Source organism: Chitinophaga niabensis, assembly GCF_039545795.1.
In the GTDB taxonomy this organism is placed as follows: Bacteria; Bacteroidota; Bacteroidia; order Chitinophagales; family Chitinophagaceae; genus Chitinophaga; species Chitinophaga niabensis_B.
Window position 1 is genome coordinate 6,632,229 of the sequence record NZ_CP154260.1, and the last position, 19,280, is coordinate 6,651,508.

12 protein-coding genes are annotated in these 19,280 nt (G+C 45.5%); 11 read left to right on the forward strand and 1 reads right to left on the reverse strand.

The features are described 5' to 3' along the window. The first annotated feature begins 14 nt into the window (after positions 1–14). The 7 genes from AAHN97_RS26735 (at position 15) to AAHN97_RS26765 (ending at position 10,568) form a co-directional block, all read left to right on the forward strand. Positions 15–557 carry an RNA polymerase sigma factor gene (locus tag AAHN97_RS26735; protein ID WP_343305133.1) on the forward strand — a complete coding sequence of 181 codons (543 nt, stop codon included), beginning with the start codon at positions 15–17 and terminating at the stop codon, positions 555–557. 56 nt (positions 558–613) lie between these two features. Further along, complete coding sequence (locus tag AAHN97_RS26740; protein WP_343305134.1) at positions 614–1,807, forward strand: FecR domain-containing protein; 1,194 nt, start codon at positions 614–616, stop codon at positions 1,805–1,807. Between the two features lie 114 nt (positions 1,808–1,921). Continuing rightward, positions 1,922–5,434: a SusC/RagA family TonB-linked outer membrane protein gene (locus AAHN97_RS26745; RefSeq protein ID WP_343305135.1), complete on the forward strand. Its 3,513-nt coding sequence runs from the start codon at positions 1,922–1,924 to the stop codon at positions 5,432–5,434. Positions 5,435–5,445: 11 nt separating this feature from the next. Continuing rightward, complete coding sequence (locus AAHN97_RS26750; protein WP_343305136.1) at positions 5,446–6,993, forward strand: RagB/SusD family nutrient uptake outer membrane protein; 1,548 nt, start codon at positions 5,446–5,448, stop codon at positions 6,991–6,993. Positions 6,994–7,009: 16 nt separating this feature from the next. Beyond that, positions 7,010–8,284: a hypothetical protein gene (locus AAHN97_RS26755; RefSeq protein WP_343305137.1), complete on the forward strand. Its 1,275-nt coding sequence runs from the start codon at positions 7,010–7,012 to the stop codon at positions 8,282–8,284. 11 nt (positions 8,285–8,295) lie between these two features. Then, positions 8,296–9,435: a TlpA disulfide reductase family protein gene (locus AAHN97_RS26760; protein WP_343305138.1), complete on the forward strand. Its 1,140-nt coding sequence runs from the start codon at positions 8,296–8,298 to the stop codon at positions 9,433–9,435. A gap of 14 nt (positions 9,436–9,449) precedes the next feature. Then, positions 9,450–10,568, forward strand: a complete 1,119-nt coding sequence (locus AAHN97_RS26765) for a TlpA disulfide reductase family protein (RefSeq protein WP_343305139.1) — start codon at positions 9,450–9,452, stop codon at positions 10,566–10,568. A gap of 54 nt (positions 10,569–10,622) precedes the next feature. On the opposite strand, the gene AAHN97_RS26770 is transcribed toward AAHN97_RS26765, so the two are convergent. Beyond that, positions 10,623–12,050, reverse strand: coding sequence for an AAA family ATPase (locus tag AAHN97_RS26770; RefSeq protein ID WP_343305140.1), 1,428 nt, complete (start codon positions 12,048–12,050; stop codon positions 10,623–10,625). 143 nt (positions 12,051–12,193) lie between these two features. Here AAHN97_RS26770 and AAHN97_RS26775 point away from each other — a divergent pair, with 143 nt between their 5' ends. The 4 genes from AAHN97_RS26775 (at position 12,194) to AAHN97_RS26790 (ending at position 19,266) form a co-directional block, all read left to right on the forward strand. Continuing rightward, the gene (locus tag AAHN97_RS26775) at positions 12,194–12,784 is read left to right on the forward strand and encodes an RNA polymerase sigma-70 factor (RefSeq protein WP_343305141.1); all 591 of its coding nucleotides are present in this window, start codon (positions 12,194–12,196) and stop codon (positions 12,782–12,784) included. Between the two features lie 66 nt (positions 12,785–12,850). Further along, positions 12,851–13,993 carry a FecR family protein gene (locus AAHN97_RS26780; RefSeq protein ID WP_343305142.1) on the forward strand — a complete coding sequence of 381 codons (1,143 nt, stop codon included), beginning with the start codon at positions 12,851–12,853 and terminating at the stop codon, positions 13,991–13,993. Positions 13,994–14,183: 190 nt separating this feature from the next. Further along, positions 14,184–17,639, forward strand: coding sequence for a SusC/RagA family TonB-linked outer membrane protein (locus AAHN97_RS26785; RefSeq protein WP_343305143.1), 3,456 nt, complete (start codon positions 14,184–14,186; stop codon positions 17,637–17,639). 13 nt (positions 17,640–17,652) lie between these two features. Further along, positions 17,653–19,266, forward strand: a complete 1,614-nt coding sequence (locus AAHN97_RS26790) for a SusD/RagB family nutrient-binding outer membrane lipoprotein (protein ID WP_343305144.1) — start codon at positions 17,653–17,655, stop codon at positions 19,264–19,266. The last annotated feature ends 14 nt before the right edge of the window (positions 19,267–19,280 follow it).

The following is a 19,280-nucleotide window of genomic DNA, read 5'->3' on the forward strand; positions in this document are numbered from 1 at the left end:
CCGATTCTTTTTCAATGAGTGCATTACGGCGCGGAGATGAGGCTACGTTTAACTGCTTGTTTTCCGAATACTACCCCGCCCTTTGTTTTTTCGCAGAAAAGCTATTGAAAGACCGCTTTGCCGCTGAAGAAGTTGTACAGGGCGTGATGCTGAAGGTATGGGAGAAACAGGCAGATTTTGATGCATTCCTCTCCCTGAAAGCATTTCTGTACATCAGCACCCGTAATGCCTGTCTCAATTACCTTGAAAAAATTCAGCGCCAGCGCAAACACGAACATGCGCTGGAACTTGCTGCGCCCATATCAGAAGAAGTGACCCTCAGCACGATCTTCAAAGCAGAAGCCATGCGCGAAATATATGGCGCTATTGAACAGCTCCCCGAAAAATACCGCCTGATCATGGAACTGGCCTATAAAGAGGAATTGAAAAATGCCGAGATCGCCGAGCGGCTGAGCATCCCCATCGGTACCGTCAACAAACAAAAGATGCGTGCCCTGAAATCCTTGCGGAAGCTGCTTTCCCCTAAATCTTTCAATTTCCTGTTAAGTTTTTTTTAAAATAATTGGTCCCGGTTGTCCCATTTTGTATTTGGGTGCTGTTTTTATTTAAGTACATGGAAGATCAGCAATTACATACTACTTTCAGGATGACGGGTTTACTGGCCGGTTATCTCCGCAATACGCTCAGCGATGCAGAGCGGCTTGAACTGGAGCAGTGGCTTGCTGCCCATGAAAGTAACCGTGCGATCCTGGAAGAACTGATCAATGAAGAAAAGGCTGCGGAAGAATGGCGTAAGCTGGCTTATTACCGGGAAAGAACGGAAAAAGCCCGCAAAGAGTTAGCCGCTGAAGTAGCAAAACGTAAAGCTTTCCGTATAAGGCGCCTGTTTTTTTACAGGGCCGCAGGTGTATTGCTCTTAGTACTGGCAGCCGCAGCTGCGATCTGGCAAACGCAGTTCCGCAAACCGGATCATATCACCACAGCAGAATATGCTGAAAATGTTTTGCCCGGCAGCCAGAAAGCACAGCTGGTATTATCCAATGGTAATAGCATGGAGCTCAATACCGGCAGCGATACTTCCTTTATGCAGGGCGCATCTGTAAAGGTGCAGCAGCAACAGGGATTGCTGGCGTATGAAGATATTAATAACAACTACGAAGAGATACAATTTCATCAGCTGATCACACCCAAAGGAGGAGAGTATCATTTGCTGCTGGAAGATGGTACGCACGTTTGGATGAATGCCGCATCGTCCATCCGCTTCCCTACCCGTTTTACAGGAACGGAAAGAAGGGTGCAGCTCAGCGGCGAAGCCTATTTTGAAGTGGCTAAAGACGCAAAGAAACCTTTTATTGTAGATATCAACCAACATACTTCCATCCAGGTATTGGGAACCCGTTTCAATGTAAATGCATACACAGACGAAGAGAAGATCCACACTACATTGTTGGAAGGTGCTGTAGCGGTAAATTCCGGCAGCTTTGGCAGAGCAATTGCTCCAGGGCAACGGGCTGTTACTGATCATGATGGAAATAAGGCCATTATTGTTGAACCCGCAGATACGATACGCGCCGTAGCCTGGAAGAACGGTGTATTTGATTTCAATGACACCAAGCTGTCTGAAGTCATGCGCCAGGTATCCAGGTGGTACAACATCGATATTGTTTATGAAAAAAGTATTCCGGATATAAAGGTTTGGGGCAGGATGGAAAGGAACCAGAATCTGCAACAGCTGATAACGATCCTCAACGGTATGGACGTGAGAGTAAAACTGGAGAGTATCAACAAGCTGATCGTGTTACAATAGCAACAATCTAAAAAAGTAAAAAGTATGCGGACGCATGTATCATGGGCCATTCCTGGCTCGTGAGCGGAAGTGCGCCTTATTTATTCATTTACCAACCAAGATCAACTACTGACTATGCGACTAATTGCCTTAATGCTATTTGCATGCGCAACGCTCCTTTGCGGCAAGGCGGCTGGACAAACGATCACCTATGCCGGTACAAAAGTACCCCTGCAGGACGTCCTGACCGAAGTGCAAAAACAGACGAAGTACCTCGTTATGAGCAACAGCCAACTCATTAAAGAAGCACCGCCTGTTACCATCAGCGCAAAGAGCATGCCTTTGGAATCTTTTCTCAATGAACTGTTCAAAGGCCCTCATCTTGATTATGCCATTGAGAACCGTACCATTATTATCCGGCGAAAGAGAGCTGTTACCATGGCTATCCCGCGTGCGCCGGCAGATACCACCCGCGAGGGAACGAAAGTAATTGTGGGGGTAGTAACGGATAGTTCCGGGCAACCATTGCCGGGTGTAAGTATCCGCATCCTGGGACGTTCCGGGGGGACTACCACCAACCAGGCCGGGCAGTTCAGTATCAAAGCAGATAATGATGCGGTATTGAGTGCATCCTATATTGGTTACAGGGCTGTAACGATGAGAGTGCCGGCAATTGCAAGCACAGGTGCCATCAAAATGAGCGCCGCCTCCAACGACCTCAGTACGATATCCGTGGTGAGTAACGGTTTTCAGAACAGAAGGCAGATCGCTTCCGTAGGTTCCATCAGTACGGTTACGGCTAAAGACCTGGAGAATTCAGGTATCACCACTTTTGATAAAGCCCTGGCTGGTAAAATGCCGGGTGTATATGTACGCAGTGTTTCAGGCCGCCCCGGTGAAACAGGGCAGATCATTATCCGTGGTGTGAACACCTTAACGGGAAATGTGAATCCGCTGTATATACTGGATGGTATGCCTTTGCAGGGAGATGAAGTATCCGGCGGCATGAACAGCCTGATCACAAACGGTATCGGTAATATACCTCCTGAAAATATAGAAAGCATCACTATCCTCAAAGACGCCACGGCTGCCTCGATCTATGGATCGAGGGCGGCCAACGGTGTTATTGTGATCACTACCAAGAATGGTAAAATGGGCAGTGATTACATTAATTACACCGGCAAACTGGGCGTAACCATGCGCCCCGAGAATGGATTCAATTTTATGAACTCCAAAGAAAAGGTGGCGTTTGAAAGAGGACTGCGGGATGATTATTATCCACCTTACGAATCCGGAGGCCGTGTGATACAACTGCTGAGCCTTGCAGATAAAGGCGCTATCACTTATGATGAAGCAGAAAGGCAGATCGCTTTACTGGAGCAGACCAATACAGACTGGATCAAACAACTCTACAGAGTGGCCAACAGCCAGTCGCACAACATCAGCTTCAGCGGCGGGAATACCAAAACAACTTATTACGCAGGTTTTAACTTCCAGGACTCAAAAGGCAGCCTGATTGAAAATAAATTCCAGACAGGTGGCTTCAATATGAAGCTCTCCCGTTTTGTAACGAATAAATTACTCTTCAGGGTAAATCTTTACACCACACTTAAAAAGAATGTGGAAGGACAGGCAGGCGTGGATCCTTTCAAATATGCGGTATTTGCCAATCCTTATGAGAAACCTTATAATGCGGATGGCACCTACGCTTCAGATCTTACCTATCGTGCCATTCCTTATGATGTGGGAAGTAATTCCGCGCTGTATTATAATACCTTCAATATTATCCGTGAGTTGCGTGAAAACAGGTTGACGAACACTTATGGAAATATCAGGGCACAATTTACCGTAGAGTATGATTTCCTCAAACACTTTAAATACACCGGAAATGTAGCAGGCTCTTATACTTCCGTGCAGGATAAAGATGAGTCCTTTGGCGGCACTTATCGTTCATGGGCCAATAACTGGCTTAACCAAACCTCCACTGCCGGTGGTGTATTGCCTGAACATAACAGGGGATACCTCCAGGAAGGCTCCGGAAGAACATTGGATTATACCATTCGTAATACCATAGAGTATACGAATACATTTGCCGCGAAACATTTTGTGCAGGCTTTCTTCGCCAATGAATTCGGCGCTGTGCAGAATGATAAGTTCTCCCATTTCAATCCCATTTATTTACAACAATATGGCATTGCCGGCTATCCCAGCTGGGACCTGATACCGGATAACCGTTTCATCAACCTGCAACTGGCCAGGTTAGGCAGCACCTATACCCGCGAAAACAGGAGTGCTTCCTTCATTGGTTCCATGGCTTATGTATATGATAACCGTTATGTACTGAATGCCAATGTGCGGTATGATGGTGTGGATATCATTGGATCGGAAAACCAGTTCTCTCCTTTATGGTCTGCCGGTGTGAAATGGAATGCGCATAGCGAAAGTTTCCTGAAAGATTATGCTTCCACTATCAGCAGGCTGGTACTGTCAGTAGGATATGGCTACAGGGGAAGTATCAACAGGAGTGTATATCCTTTCCATACTTACACCCTGGGAACAGCAGTATATGCCAACATTCCCTTAGCTACTGAATTCCAATATGGTAACCCGGTGATCAAATGGGAAAAGAAAAGAGAAACCAACCTTGGATTGGAACTGTCCCTGTTCAATGGAAGGATCAATACAGACTGGCGTTATTTTACGGAAGAAGTAATGGACCTGCTGGACAATACCAGAACACCTCCTTCTGTGGGAAGGCCATCTGCCATGGTGAACGTGGGTAATCTTACGAACAAAGGGCTGGAATTGAACCTTCGTGTAGAAGCCATTAAAACAAAAGATTTCCTCTGGGAAGTAGGTGGTAATATCACAACGGTGAAAAATAACCTGAGCAACGTATTTGAGAAAGAAGTGCCCACATTAGGAAATAACTATACCGCCAATATACAGGGGTATCCTGTGAACAGCTGGTTCGGCTACAAGTTCTCACATGTAGACCCCGTAACAGGAGGGCTCATTGTGCTGGCACAAAAAAGGAATTCAAAACTGGTAGGAGGAAAAGTTGAAACTACTTATGCTGATGCGGAAATAGACCTGAGCAGGATCAGTGCGGCTGACCTTACTGCATTATACAGGCCCTACTACCTGGGACATAGCGATCCGGAATTATATGGAGGTTTCAATACAAGAGTGACTTACAAAACAATAGAGCTTACTGCCAACTTCGTGTATGCAGATGGCAATGAGATCGTCAGTTTCCGCGACAGAAGGGAAGGCCCGAGTGGTGCTACAAGTGATATCATAGCCAGCCGTACTAACAGGTTAAAGGATAATCTTTATCGCTGGAGGCAGGCCGGAGATATTACAGATATTCCCATTTACAGAACAGCGCTTTCCAACTATACCCAGTATCTTATTTCCACGGATGTTGAAAGCGGCGCTTATCTGAAATGCACAGAGCTTTCCCTGTCCTGGAGAGCGCCCCGCCAACTGCTGGCCAGAACAGCCATGAAAACATTAAAGGCCACGCTAGTGGCAAACAATGTGCTGGCTTTGAGTCCTTATAGTGGAACGGATGCGGAAACAAAAACGCCGTTCGGATATCCTAATACCAGGATGTATACACTGTCATTAACCGTTGGATTTTAAACTTTTTTGTTATGAGGCATAACATCATTATATTCTTTTTAATAGCAGCACTCACTACTTCGTGGAGCTGCAAGCAATTCCTGGACCTTCCCGCAAAAAATCAGCGTACCGTTACCACGGTAGATGATGTGAAAACATTGCTGGCATCTTACCTAAGGGGAGTGGCAGAGCTGCGTGTAAAACCTTTGTATGGTAATGTGATGTGCCTGGCTCCAGCCAGTGGCACACTGATGTTTGAAGCATATTCAGATAATATCGATTTTGAGCTGGCTGTACCGCAAACCTATCTGAAACCTAATAATAATCACCTTAAAGTAGAACAGGGGTATGCGGACCTTTTGCTGTGGAATGATTTTAATACACCCGGCTTAATCTGGAACCAGCATTATTCAATCGTTGGTTTTCTGAATAGCCTCATTGATCAGATGGAAGAGATTGAAGCCACCCCGCAGCAACAGGATCAGCTGTTGGGGGAAATGTACGTACACCGTGCTTACTACCTGTTTAAGCTGCTGGAATATTTTGCGCCCTATAATAAAGGAGAGCTGGGTATCCCGGTATATCTGCATACAGGAGAGGGGGTATTGGGAATTGAAATGCCCAGGAGAACACAGGCAGAAGTTTATAAGATCATTCTCGATGATCTGAAGATGGCGGAGACCATGATCAAAAGAACGGCACCGGTTGCAGGTTTCAGTGTTTTTTATAATAACCGTTACATTCATCACCTGATGGCGCAGGTATATTGGTTCAAAGCAGAATCTCCTGCAAAGGAAACATCGGATTATGAGCAGGTAAAAACACATGCAGCCATTGCGGCAGAAAACACGGAAGCCTTTATCCCTACTACTGTTACAGGTATGATCAATGCCTATGGCGCCAAAGATCCTAACTATCCTGCCTTATGCCAGGAGAATAATTTGCAGGGAGCTTTTGGTGTAATATATGGCTCTAATTTCCAGTATCTCCTTCCCGGTACCTATGGTCCGGAGAATATTCCGCTGAGCGCAGAGTTTGCCGCACTTTTCAAACCCGGCGATGTGCGTATCGGTGCTATCTTCAATGCTGATCCTGCACGCGCAGGTGGTAAGGTAGGTACAGCCGGTAAAACATTGAACTGGGGATGGCCTTCCGATGGAACAGCTACCGGTTCACTCAAACGTGGTAATGCCTGCTTCTTTAAACCGGAAGAAGCATTCCTGATGCTGGCGGAAGCGCAATTCAGGCTGAATAGCACTGGCGAAGCCATCACCACGCTCAACAAATTCAAAGCCTTCAGAAATGCAGGAACTGCAGACGGCCTGGCCGGCGATGCTTTGTTGCAGGAGATCATAGATGAACGCAGGAAAGAATTCTTTGGTGATAACGATAAACGCTGGCTGGACCTGAAACGTTTCGGTAAGAAAACCATTACCCGCAAACTCTTCTTCCTCAACAAGAGTTATGAGTTTACGGTAGCGCCTAACGATTACCGTTATGCCTTACCTATTCCTTTAACGGAAGTGCAGGAGAACAAGGACCTTATACCAAATGAAGGTTGGATAGCCATTGAGTACTAATCATTAAATGCAAATTATGAACAAGCTATTAATAGGGCTCATCTGCTTATTGTCACTGGCACAGGCCGGTTGTGAAAAAGATGGATTCGCCTACAAATTATACGAGCCAACAATAGACGATGTGGATTCCATCTACCTCTCTGCTACAGATAAAATGATGATCGCAGACGGTCAGGCTACCCTGAACTTTATAGTGGAAGCCTATCGTACAGTGCGTCTGCCCTCTGGTAAGGATAGCCTGGAGTTTATCGACTACCGTAAATTACCAGCCGGTTCTTTGAAAATAATAGAGGAGAGGTCCGGCAAAGAAGTAGGATTGAGTTATTCCACTACTACCATCCCTTTCGATACCGTGAAGTTCCATGCAGAGATCGGAACAATGAAGTCCGCCACCAAACCTGTGGCCTTAAGGGCCAAACCGGCTGATCCTGCTAAAGTATATGTAGATGTGATCTTCCATGTATGGGAGCTGAACACAACACATTCCAGCTACGATGTATCCTCTTACCAACCGGTGAAGCTGGCACAATTGCAGGAAGGCATCGCTTATATGAACAGCGTTATCAATAACCAGGTAGGCAAAAGTCCTAACGGTGCTAAGGCGAATATTGAATTCCGGCTGGCCACAAAGAACCAGGCAGGCCAAACCTTACCCGAACCAGGTTTTAACAGAATTATATATAGCGACAATGTGAAAGTGAACCCGTTGGCCACTATTTTTAACGTATCGGATTTCATTGCGTTCATCAATGCGAATAAAGCCACTACTATCTGGAACCCGAAGCAGTACCTGAATGTACAGGTAATACCTTCCGGTGCCAACAATGCCATGGGTACAGTATATCCTGCTAAACAACTGGCTCCGCAGCCCGGCCAGCAGGCTATCCTGGGAGTAGCAGGTACTGCAGTCAATGAGGATGATTTTATCCTGGACTATGCCAACGCCTGTGTCGGATTTCCACGCACCATGCTCTTCCCGGGTATTGAACGGAAGATAGAAATGTTCCGCTTCATAGGTACATTCTATGGATTGTATACGCCTTCGTATTCTGCCTCCCGCCTTTACTCCGATCTGTGTTACGATACCCGTAAGTTCGATGGGCAGGATAAACGTAACAGTTATTCCTTTGCATTAAAAGTGGGCCTGGACAATGAGAAATATGTTGCAGACAATGCGATGGACGACAGCCGGTATCCTACTTTACTCAATTCCATCACAGCGGACCAGGTGGCCCGTATGCGTGCAGTAATGGCACGCTGCCCTGGAAGAATGAATGCTAAAAATCAGTAAAACCATACATCATGAAGAAAATAATGTTGTTAGCAGCTGCAGGAATGTTTTCCTCCATACTGCACGCCCAGGAGGCCTTTACGCTGAATGGAAAAATAGATGACCTGGGAGAACCCGCCAAGGTAATATTATTGTATGCTTTCGATGGAAAGAGAGTAACAGATACCGCAGAGCTGAAAGCAGGCGCCTTTAGTTTTTCAGGCAAGATCAACAAACCGGTACAGGCAGTGATCACTGTTATGAAAGGCAGTGCCAACCCACGCATGAATTTTGGGATGGGATATGGTGGTGAGATTATCGGTCGTGATGGCTGCTCTTTCTACCTGGATAAAGGGAACATTACCCTGACCGGTAAAACCATCAAAGAATCCGATATCAAAGGCTCTGCAGCACAGGACGATTATGCGGTATTGCAGAAAGCCCGTAAACCTGTTGTGGATAAACTCACTGCTATCAGCGATGAGATGAAAAAGTATGCTACAGACAGAGAGGGTGAAGCGTATAAAAACCTGTATGCAAAACTTATTGCTACCATGAAAGAGAACGGACCGGTTGACAATGCGTTCGTGCTCTCACACCCCAATAGCTGGGTAAGCTTTAACGTAGTAACCGGCAAAAGCATTATCAGCAATCCAAAGGAAACGGAGGAGCAGTATAAAAAACTCAATGCTGCATTACGCAATACCAAAGACGGAAAAGAGTTTGAAGAAAGACTGAAAATTGCCTACACTACCGCTATCGGTGCTACAGCACCTGATTTTGCACAGAACAATACAGAAGGTGTACCGGTTTCCCTGGCATCCCTGAAAGGTAAATATGTGCTGATCGATTTCTGGGCCAGCTGGTGTGGTCCCTGCCGTGCAGAGAACCCTAACGTGAAACTGGCCTATGATAAGTTCAAAGGTAAAAACTTTGAGATCCTGGCCGTTTCCCTCGATGATAAAAAAGATGCATGGATCAAAGCCATTGCGGATGATGGTTTGCCTTGGTTGCATGTAAGTGACCTGCAAGGCTGGAAGAACGTGGTAGCGCAACTGTACAATGTACGTGCCGTTCCACAGAACTGGCTGATAGACCCCAATGGTAAGATCATTGCAGCTAACATGCGTGGGAAAGAACTGGAAGAACGTTTGGCCAAAGAGTTACACTAAAACAATTTTATACAATGAAGAAATTATTTGCATTGTTGCTGCTGCCATCCTTTGCATTTGCACAGGAGGTGGTGATCAAAGGAAAGTTTTCCGGAGATACCAAAGGGAATAATAAAGTATACATCTACGGCACTAACGTAAAGAACGATTCTGCAGTGATGGTGGATGGTAACTTTGAATTCAAATTACCATTCGAAAAACCTTTCCTTCCGCTATTTTACACGGAGTACGACAGGAACGTAAAACGTATGTACTCCCCTTTCCCCGTATTGGTGGAACAACCCGGCGAGATCATCCTTTCTGAGGGAGACATCACCAAAGGCATGGGTAGTTTTACCGTATCCGGCCTGAAATCCGCAGCGGAATACAACGAACTGCGCCAGCAACAAACAGCGGTGTATAAAAAAGTAAATGACCAGATCGCTGCTAAGTTCGGCCCTACCTGGTACGACAAGAAGAACCCGAAATCCGCAGAGATCAATGAGGAGAGAGAAAAGCTGACTGCTGCGGAAATATCAGGCGTATTACATGCATTCATCAAATCGCACCCTGATTCTTATGCTTCTTCGCTGGCATTAAGTTCTGCCCGCTCTACCCTGAAAACGGAGGATATGGAGAAGCTGTACAAACTACTTTCTCCAAAAGCAAAACAAACAGAAGAAGCAAAGAATGTAGCAGATTACCTGAACGGCCTGAAAAACTCCGCTATCGGCAGCACAGTAAAGGACTTCACTTTAACCACACCGGACGAGCAATTGTTCAGCTTCAGCTCCCTGAAAGGCAAATACGTAATGATCGATTTCTGGGCCAGCTGGTGCGGGCCCTGCAAACAATCCTTCCCGCATATGAAGGAAGTATACGCCAAATACAAGAGCGATAAATTTGAGATCTACAGCATCTCCATCGACAAGGATAAGGCGGCATGGCTGAAGGGACTGAAAGAACAAGACCTTCCCTGGTTGCAGACCCTGGATACCAGGAATATTTCCCAAAGCGGCTTTGCCGTAACGGGTGTGCCTACTACTTTCCTGATCGATCCCAAAGGAAAGATCCTGATGAAGGAAGTTGGGTTTGAGCCGGGAGGGAATAGTCCCCTGGAGAAAAAGCTGGTAGAGCTGTTCGGAGCGAAGTGATAAATAAATAATTCTGAACTATCCGGAATTTCCGGATAGTTCAGAATTAAGCTATTAGAATAATGCGTCCATAGTGATCTGTGTTTGAATTAGCCCCGGAAAGGTTTTTATATTTTTTACCCCGTATGTGGTTATCATTGTAAGAAATAGGGATTTTTTTGTTTTCGTATTATCTCTGAAAACAGTCAACTTATTTTCCAGTTCTTTTGCATATCCTTTCGGAATTTCATATTCACTGATAGAAAACTTGATTTCACATAGATTGATACACATATCCTGTCTGTCAATTAATAGATCTATCTGGATTCCTTGTTGGCCCCTCAAAGGCTTGTTGCGCCACATAGATGATTCGGTATGCACCCCACTGATACCAAGCGCTTTCTTTAACTGATCAGTATGTTTCATACAAATGCTTTCAAATGCTATTCCGCTCCAGCTTTTCCATGAACTACCAGTTGAAAACTGCATCCAGCTACCCGGACCTTTGAATTTGCTGTTTTCTATAAATTTCACATAGAAGAGTGAATACTCATCCGTCAGCTTATAAATGATATCCTTAGCGGTTTTATCAAATGGAATGTATGCCGAAATAAATCCGGATTCAGTAAGTTCTGCAAGTAATTGGGTAGTACCTCCACCAGAAGTTAATTTGCAGGTTTCGATGATCTCATTCCGGGTAAGCCCTGCTCCCTTCTTTGCAAGAGCCCGTATTACTTCCATGTGATAGGAGGCATCATCAAAAAGTGAATGAAACAGATGTTTAAACTCGTCATGCAGCAAACCATCTTTTGTAAAGCATATCCGGTCAATCACCTGAGAGGCACTTTGTCCACTTTCAACTTCTTTAAGATATTGCGGTACACCTCCCATCGCCATATACAGTTGTAAGATCTGATATCTGTCGAGATTGATTTTTCTTTCCTTTAGAAAAGCGGCAGTTTCTCCAATAGTAAAAGGTAATAACCGTATTCTCCTTGTCACCCTGTTGTACAACCCTCCTCTGTTATTTATGACCTTTTGTATCATCCAGGCAGCGGCTGATCCACAAATAATAACGATCAGATTATTTTGCTTGGAGGCCCAGGTGTTCCAAAAGTTTTCAAAGGCCTGCATGAAGCCTGAACGGGGGGTGTGTATCCAGGGAAATTCATCAAGAAAAATAACACGCCTTTTTTTCTTAATCAATGGTGTAATATAATCTGTCAACATCCTGAATGCTTGTATCCAACTTGCCGGCTTTGCTAAAGGAAGACTCCCTGCAGCTTTGGTTAATGCATCGCTGAAGTTTTCCAATTGTTGATCTAAAGAAGCATTGTGTATACCTGAGAATTCAAATGCCAATTGTTTGTGGAAGAAGTTACGGATCAGGAAGGTTTTGCCTACCCTCCGCCGTCCATATATAGCTACAAGTTCTGCTTCTCCGGATCTTTCAATCCTTGATAAAAGAGTCTTTTCCTGCTCCCTGCCTATGATTGATTCCATATTCTGAGGTTTTTAATCTAATTGTTTTGGCAGATTATAGATGTTTATATCTTGCCGAAACTAACATAAAAATAGTACATTTGGCGGATTATAGATCAGCCGAAAAATGATTGAGGAAGATTTTTCTATCTTTATACCTCCAGATGGAGGAGCTGTTATATAAAGACAAAGAACTGTTCAGGGGAATTGCCGATGGAGACGAGGTCGCCTTCACGCAGATCTTTCATGAATATAATGCCCGTCTTTTTCCCTTCGTCTGCAAGATCAGCAAGTCAGAAATGGTAGCGGAAGAGATTGTGCAGGAAGTGTTCCTCCGCCTCTGGGTGAACAGGGAAGAGGTAGCTCAAATGGAACATCCCGTAGGCTGGCTTTACCGTGTGGCATCTAATCTCTCCATTTCCTATCTCCGCCAGCTGGCAGGTCATGAAAAGAAAATGCAGCAGCTGGGCGGAACACAGGAACTCTCTGCAAATAATGTCACCGATTCTTTGGGCGCAAAGGAGATCCAGGAGCTGATCAACAAAGCCATTGCGCAATTACCTCCCAGGCGCCAGCAAATTTACCAACTCAGCAGGCAAACGGGCCTGAGCCATAAAGAAATAGCGGGAAAGTTAGGCCTGTCGCAGAATACCGTCAAAGACCAGCTTGTTATATCATTGAAATTTATCAAAGGATACATCCGCAAAGAAACCGGCATCTCTATTTCCATCCTTGTCATGCTTTTTAACCGCTGAAATTTTTTTTCCGGGGGAACAGTCCTTCCCCCTTTTTACTGCGTTTTATATTAAAGGGGTTTCTACGTGAAGCGAGAACAGATCCAATATTTACTGCAACAACACCTGGATGGCACCATCACGGAGAGCGAATCGGCCCTCCTGGCGGATGCATTGCTGGAACAGGAAGGAACGGAAGCGTTAGAACTGGCATTACAGGAAATGGCCATGGGCAGCGAAAAAGATCCTTCTTACAAAAAAGAACACTGGGAGGATATGATCTCCGGCATTCTCAGTACCTCCGCTTCCACAAAGAAACGACTATTACCCATCCGCTTCCTGCAATTTGCGGCGGCAGCTATGGTATTGGGTATTATCGCTACAGGGCTGTATTTCTGGAACAGGACCGGTGAAAAATCCACTGTAGACACTTATGCCAAAAACGATGTAGCACCCGGTGGCAACAAGGCCGTGCTGATTTTAGGAGATGGTTCCCGCGTTGCTTTGGACAGTTCCGGCAACCAGGTACTCCGCCAGGGTACCATTGCCATTCATCAGCAGGGAGGGCAGTTACAATACGACCAACAGGGAACGGAAACTTCCGTTAGCTATAATACCCTTTCTACGCCAAGAGGCGGCCAGTTCCAGATCATTTTGCCGGATGGTACCAAAGTATGGTTGAACGCAGCCAGCTCTTTGAGGTATCCTACTGCTTTTACAGGAGGTGAGCGGAAAGTAGAAATTACCGGGGAGGCTTATTTTGAAGTAGTGAAGAATGCAGCCATGCCTTTCAGGGTAAAGATCAGCAAAGAAGCTACGGTAGAAGTGCTGGGCACCCATTTCAATATTAATGCCTATGCAGACGAAGCTGCTGTCAGGACTACATTGCTGGAGGGTAAGATCAAAGTGATGGATGTGGTATTGAACCCCGGAGAACAGGCGCAAATAACAACAGGCATACAAATAAACAGACATGTAGATACCAGCGCCGTGATGGCATGGCGGTATGGCTTATTCAATTTCGAAGGACAGAACCTGAAGGAAGTAATGCGCCAGCTTTCCAGGTGGTACGATATAGAAGTTATATATGAAGGAACAGTACCAGATATCGTATTCGGGGGTAAAATGCTGCGGAACATCAACCTGAGCCAACTATTAAAAGTATTGGAAGACGCGGAAGTGCACTTCACACTGGAAGAGGGCAGGAAGCTGATTATTAGTAACCAATAAAAAGAGATGCCGCAAATAAAAACCGGAAGTGATTGGACCCACTTCCGGCGGAAAGTTGTGGTCAATCAAAAATTTTTCAAGCTGAGAATTTTCTTATCAACCAAACCAAATGCAATTTATGCAAAAATCTATTTGCTATGGCCACCCGTTTTGGTGGAAGCATCTTCACATTACCAAAATCTTGTTAGTAATGAAGCTAACGTTCCTCTTCCTCACAGTGGCCTTCCTGAGTGTACATGCATCAGGGGTTTCGCAGACTGTGTCCCTTTCCGGCAAGGACCTGCCTTTGAAGAAGATCTTTTCTTCCATCGAAAAACAGACCGGATATGTTGTTTTCTATAACAGGGAGCTGCTGGAAAACGCGCATCCTGTTACGGTAGATGTCAATAAAATGCCGCTGTCCACCTTCCTGGAGATCACTTTCAGGGACCAACCATTAAATTACCGCATTACGGACAAGATGATCACCTTGTTCCGCAAACAGGAAATACCGCAGCCTTTTAAGATAGAAACGGTGTTCATGGAATTCACGGGCCAGGTGGTGAACAGCAATACCGGGGTGCCGGTAGCTTCTGCTTCCGTGAAAGTAAAAGGTGCAGGAACAGGCACTATCACAGATGCTAAAGGTAATTTCAGGATAGAAGTAGAGCCGGGTGTTATACTTGAGATCTCTTCCCTGGGGTATGAAACCAAAGAAATTAAGATAAACAGGAATGAAACAACCATGATCATTCCCTTAGCAGAGAAAGCTGCGAAACTGAATGAAACAGTGGTAACCGCTTTTGGGATTGAAAAGAGTTCCAAAGAGATAGGGTATAGTGTAGCCAAAGTAAGTGGCGAGGATATCAACCGCGCTAACTCCGGTAACCTGCTGACAGGTCTGGCAGGGAAAGTATCCGGATTGAACATCGCTATCCAGAGTGCGGACATGAACCCGCAGATGCGTGTATTGCTTCGTGGTATCCGTTCTTTTGGTGAAACCAGTAATAACCAACCTCTGTTCATCATGAACGGCACACCGCTCAGCTTTGGTTCTGATCAGGCGTCCGCCAGCCTGGTGATGGATTTTATCAATAACATCAATCCTGCGGATATTGAAGATGTAACGGTGTTGAAAGGTGCAAACGGTACTGCGTTGTATGGCCCGGAAGGAGTGAATGGGGTGATCATTATCACCACCAAGAAAGGGCAGAAGGGAAAACCGGCATTCAATTACCGGAATAGTGTTTCCTTTCAGCGGATGGACTTCCGGAATGACCTCAGCAGACAAAGATCATTTGGTACCGGAACCGGTAATGTAGATGCAAATGGAAAGGGTATTTACAGCCCTATAAACAATAACGGCTGGGGCCCTGCCTATAACGGACAGCTGGTATCCATTGGCCGGCCGGATGAAAACGGCGATATGCAACAGGTTACCTATTCAGATAAAAAAGATGCCCGCCGTTTTTTCAAGGTGGGACAAACTATACAGAACAACCTGTCTTTATCACAGTCAGATGCGAACTCTGATTTTTACCTGGGATTAAATCATACTACCCAGAAAGGTATGATCCCGGGCGATAAACAAAACGCCCTCACCCTTTTCTTCAGTGGCGGCAGGAAGCTGGGCAAGCTGAATGTTCAGCTGAATATGAACTATACCCGCAATGTTTATGATACCGGCCCGGAATTCGCATCACTGTTGAGTACACCTACTTTTATCCCTTTGCTGAGTTACAAAGATTATAAGAACGATAAATGGTCTGACAACAATCACTACTGGTATGACACGGATCTGATGAGTCCCTACCAGTTAGCTGCAGAGGCCAGGAGTAATTCCACCAGCAATTCCATAGTGGCAGGTTTGGTATTAAGCCTGAAAGTATTGCCCTGGTTAACCATCACTGAGAAACCTGGTATTGTATACAACGGCATTATTGAAAGGAACACCCGTCAGCCGATCATCTTTTCTGATTTCGCCTTATTGTACGGCGGGCCTGAAAGGTACCGCAACAAACTGGCCTGGTTGAAGGAAGAATCCAGGTTGGCTACCAGCCTGAATAACGATCTGTTAATTACAGCATTGACCAAAGCAGGGTATTTTAATTTCAGAACAACTTTCGGTTCTTCCATCCGGGAAAGCTTTACGAAAGAACTCACCGGTTCCGGTAACCCTGTTGTACCGGTATTTAACCTGGCTTTTTCCAGGGATCCCGCCTCCGGTAGTGAGAAATCGCTGTTGAGCCGTTTTTATTCCTTCTTTGGTACTTCCGGCATTGGATATAAGGACCGTGTTTTTGTAGAACTGATGGCCCGGAACGATTGGGATTCCAAACGCGCGAGGGTTGGAAGAGGCAAAGATCTGTACGTAGGTGCCAATACCTCTGTTATACTGAATGAAGTGATCCCTGCTCTCGGAAACCTGAAATGGTTATCCCGTCTGCAATTGCGCGCAGCAGTGAATGGTACTGCCAATATGAATATCGAACCTTATCAGTCCGAAAGAACTTTAGAACTGGCTTATGGAACTGGTTTCCCTTATGCCGGCGCTACAGATGATGGTGTATTAAGTTATGGGTTCATGGGTGGTAACCCAAATCCTTACCTGAAACCGGAAAAGATATTGACACAGGAATACGGCGCTTCTTTCAATCTCTGGAAAGATCGCGTGTTACTGGATGTATCTTATTATACCCAGCGTAATAACGGTGTGATCATGAAAGTAGCCATCCCATGGTTAAGCAGTGGCAGCACCATAGATAACCTGGGCATATTGCGCAATTACGGTTGGGAAATGGACCTTAAGCTGAACCCGGTCTTCAAACTAAAGAATAGCCTTACCCTTACTGCGGACGTACGACTGGCGATGAACAATAACAAAGTATTATCCATCAGCGAGGTTTACGAAGGTGTTTTCCCTTTGAAAAAACCATATTGGGGAAGCATGTATGGCATCATGGCCCGCACAGGTCAAACTGCATTTGAATACCAGGTGTATGACTGGAAGCGTGATCCGCAAGGAAGGGTGATTGTAGATAAAGCAACTGGTATGCCGGATACAGATACGGAAAAAGCGATGTTCAATGGTAAAACATTGCCGAAGTTTACGGGCGGATTAAATTTCAACCTCTCCTGGAAAGGTTTATCCCTTGCTGTTCTCGGAGAATTCAACCAGGGTGCCATGCATTATTTTGAACATGGTGCTGCAGAGACACAAAGCGGCATGCACGTGATGACCACCTACAATAACCGCGAGCCGTTCATCTTCCCTAATTCAGTGTATGAAGATGGTACACCCGGCAAATACCTGGAAAATACTTCCGTTTACGTGAGTAATACCAACCAGGAGCTTTACAACCACTATATGAATACCAGTACGCTGTATCTCGTGAAAGCAGACTTCCTGAAAATACGCGAGATCGTGATAGGGTATGAGCGGTTCTTCAGATCAAAGTTCGTAAAGAAAGTGAACCTGAGTGTGTACGGCAGGAATATCTTCAACTACTACGCAAAGGACAATGTATACGGCGATCCGCAATTGATAAAAGGTCCGGGCAGCAGAGGATACAGAACCATTCCTGATAACCTCACGGGTTCTTCTTCTGGTGTTTCTACTGTGCCTGGTATTGCACAGTATGGTGTTATTACCACTTTTAGTTTTTAATAAAATGAATGTTATGCGTAAACAATATAAACTACTATTTACGGCTCTTGTGCTCTTATTGGCGGGTTGTAAAAAAGGATGGATCGATATCAACTATAACCCGTTGCAGCTAACGGAGAATAATTCCACACCTGACCTTATTCTGCCGAACCTGCTTATCAGGAGCCAGGCGACCGTTGCAGACGATTGGCTGCAAAGCCTGATGGGCTACTGGGCTTATGGGGAGTATCCTACCGGTTCACCGCAAAATACCTATTATCCGCTGGACCATCAGTTCCTGGGTTCGTCCACACCTGATATCAATATCTTCCTGTTCGAACAAAATGCACTGCGGCATGAGCAGCCCTATTATGTAGGTATTGCAAAAGTGTTGAAGGCACTACAATGGAGCAAGGCTGTTGATATCAGTAACAACATCCCTTACGGTGATGTAGGGAAAGTGGAAATAAGAAAACCCCGTTATGATGAAGGCCGGGTGATCTATGAAGGCCTGATAAAAGAACTGGATGCCGCTATTACGCTCATCAAAGGAGCACCTCAGGATAAGGCGCTTCGTATTGGCATTGCAGACATTATGTTCAAAGGCGATAAAGCCATGTGGGTGAAATTCATTAACACCCTCAAATTGCGCCTGCTGATGCATCAGGCCTGCAGAACAGACAGGGCTGCATACATTCAGGCGGAGATCGCAAAGATCACGGCTGAAGGTAGCGGATTCCTGAAGAGTGGTGAAGATGCAGATGTAAACCCGGGGTACACAGATATAAAGCCAGCACAGTATTTTTCGAAGTTCTCCGCTTTTGATATCTATGCCCGTCACTATCTTATAATGGGTGGATCGTATATTCCCTACTGGCAAATAGCTTCAGCGAACGTAACAGCCATGAACCTGCTGAAGGAAAGTAATGATCCGCGCCTGCGTTTCTTTTATTCCCCTGCCCGTCTGCCATTACCGGCCGGTGCTGCGGAACCTTTTACACAGCCTGGCCCTGTTGAGTTCAGGGGTAATAAAGCGGGTTTACCCATAGACAGGTTGCAATATCCTTATCAGCAAACAGATTATGTATCCCAGGTCGGCGGTGTGAGGGCCATACGATCTGCAGTATCTCCTGCATCCACTGGTATCATCAAAGGATACAATATGGATTCCTGGATCCTGACCAGTATAGAAAGTATGTTCCTGCAGGCAGAAGCAGTGTACCGTGGCTGGTTACCGGGTGATGCAGAGACAGCTTATAAAGATGCCGTAAAAGAATCATTCCGCTGGTTGAATGTTGGTGGTAACAGCAATACGCCTGCTTTATCTGATGCTGCGTTTAATACCTGGTATACACAGGAGGCGGCTAATGCGAAAGTGAATTGGGCTGCTGCACCGGATAAATATAAGTTACTCATGTTCCAGAAATACATGGCCTTCAATGGTATCGAACCCTTTGAATCATGGGTGGATTACCGGCGTAATGGTGCTTTCCCTGCTATCCCTTTATCTTATGATCCTGGCCGTGCATCAGACAAAATGCCGGTAAGGCTTCCTTATCCTGTGAGTGAATTATTACTCAATAAGGAGAACCTGGAAGCGCAGGGCACTATCGATGTGTTCACCAGCAAAATATGGTGGATGCCGTAATCCTTTAAAATCAA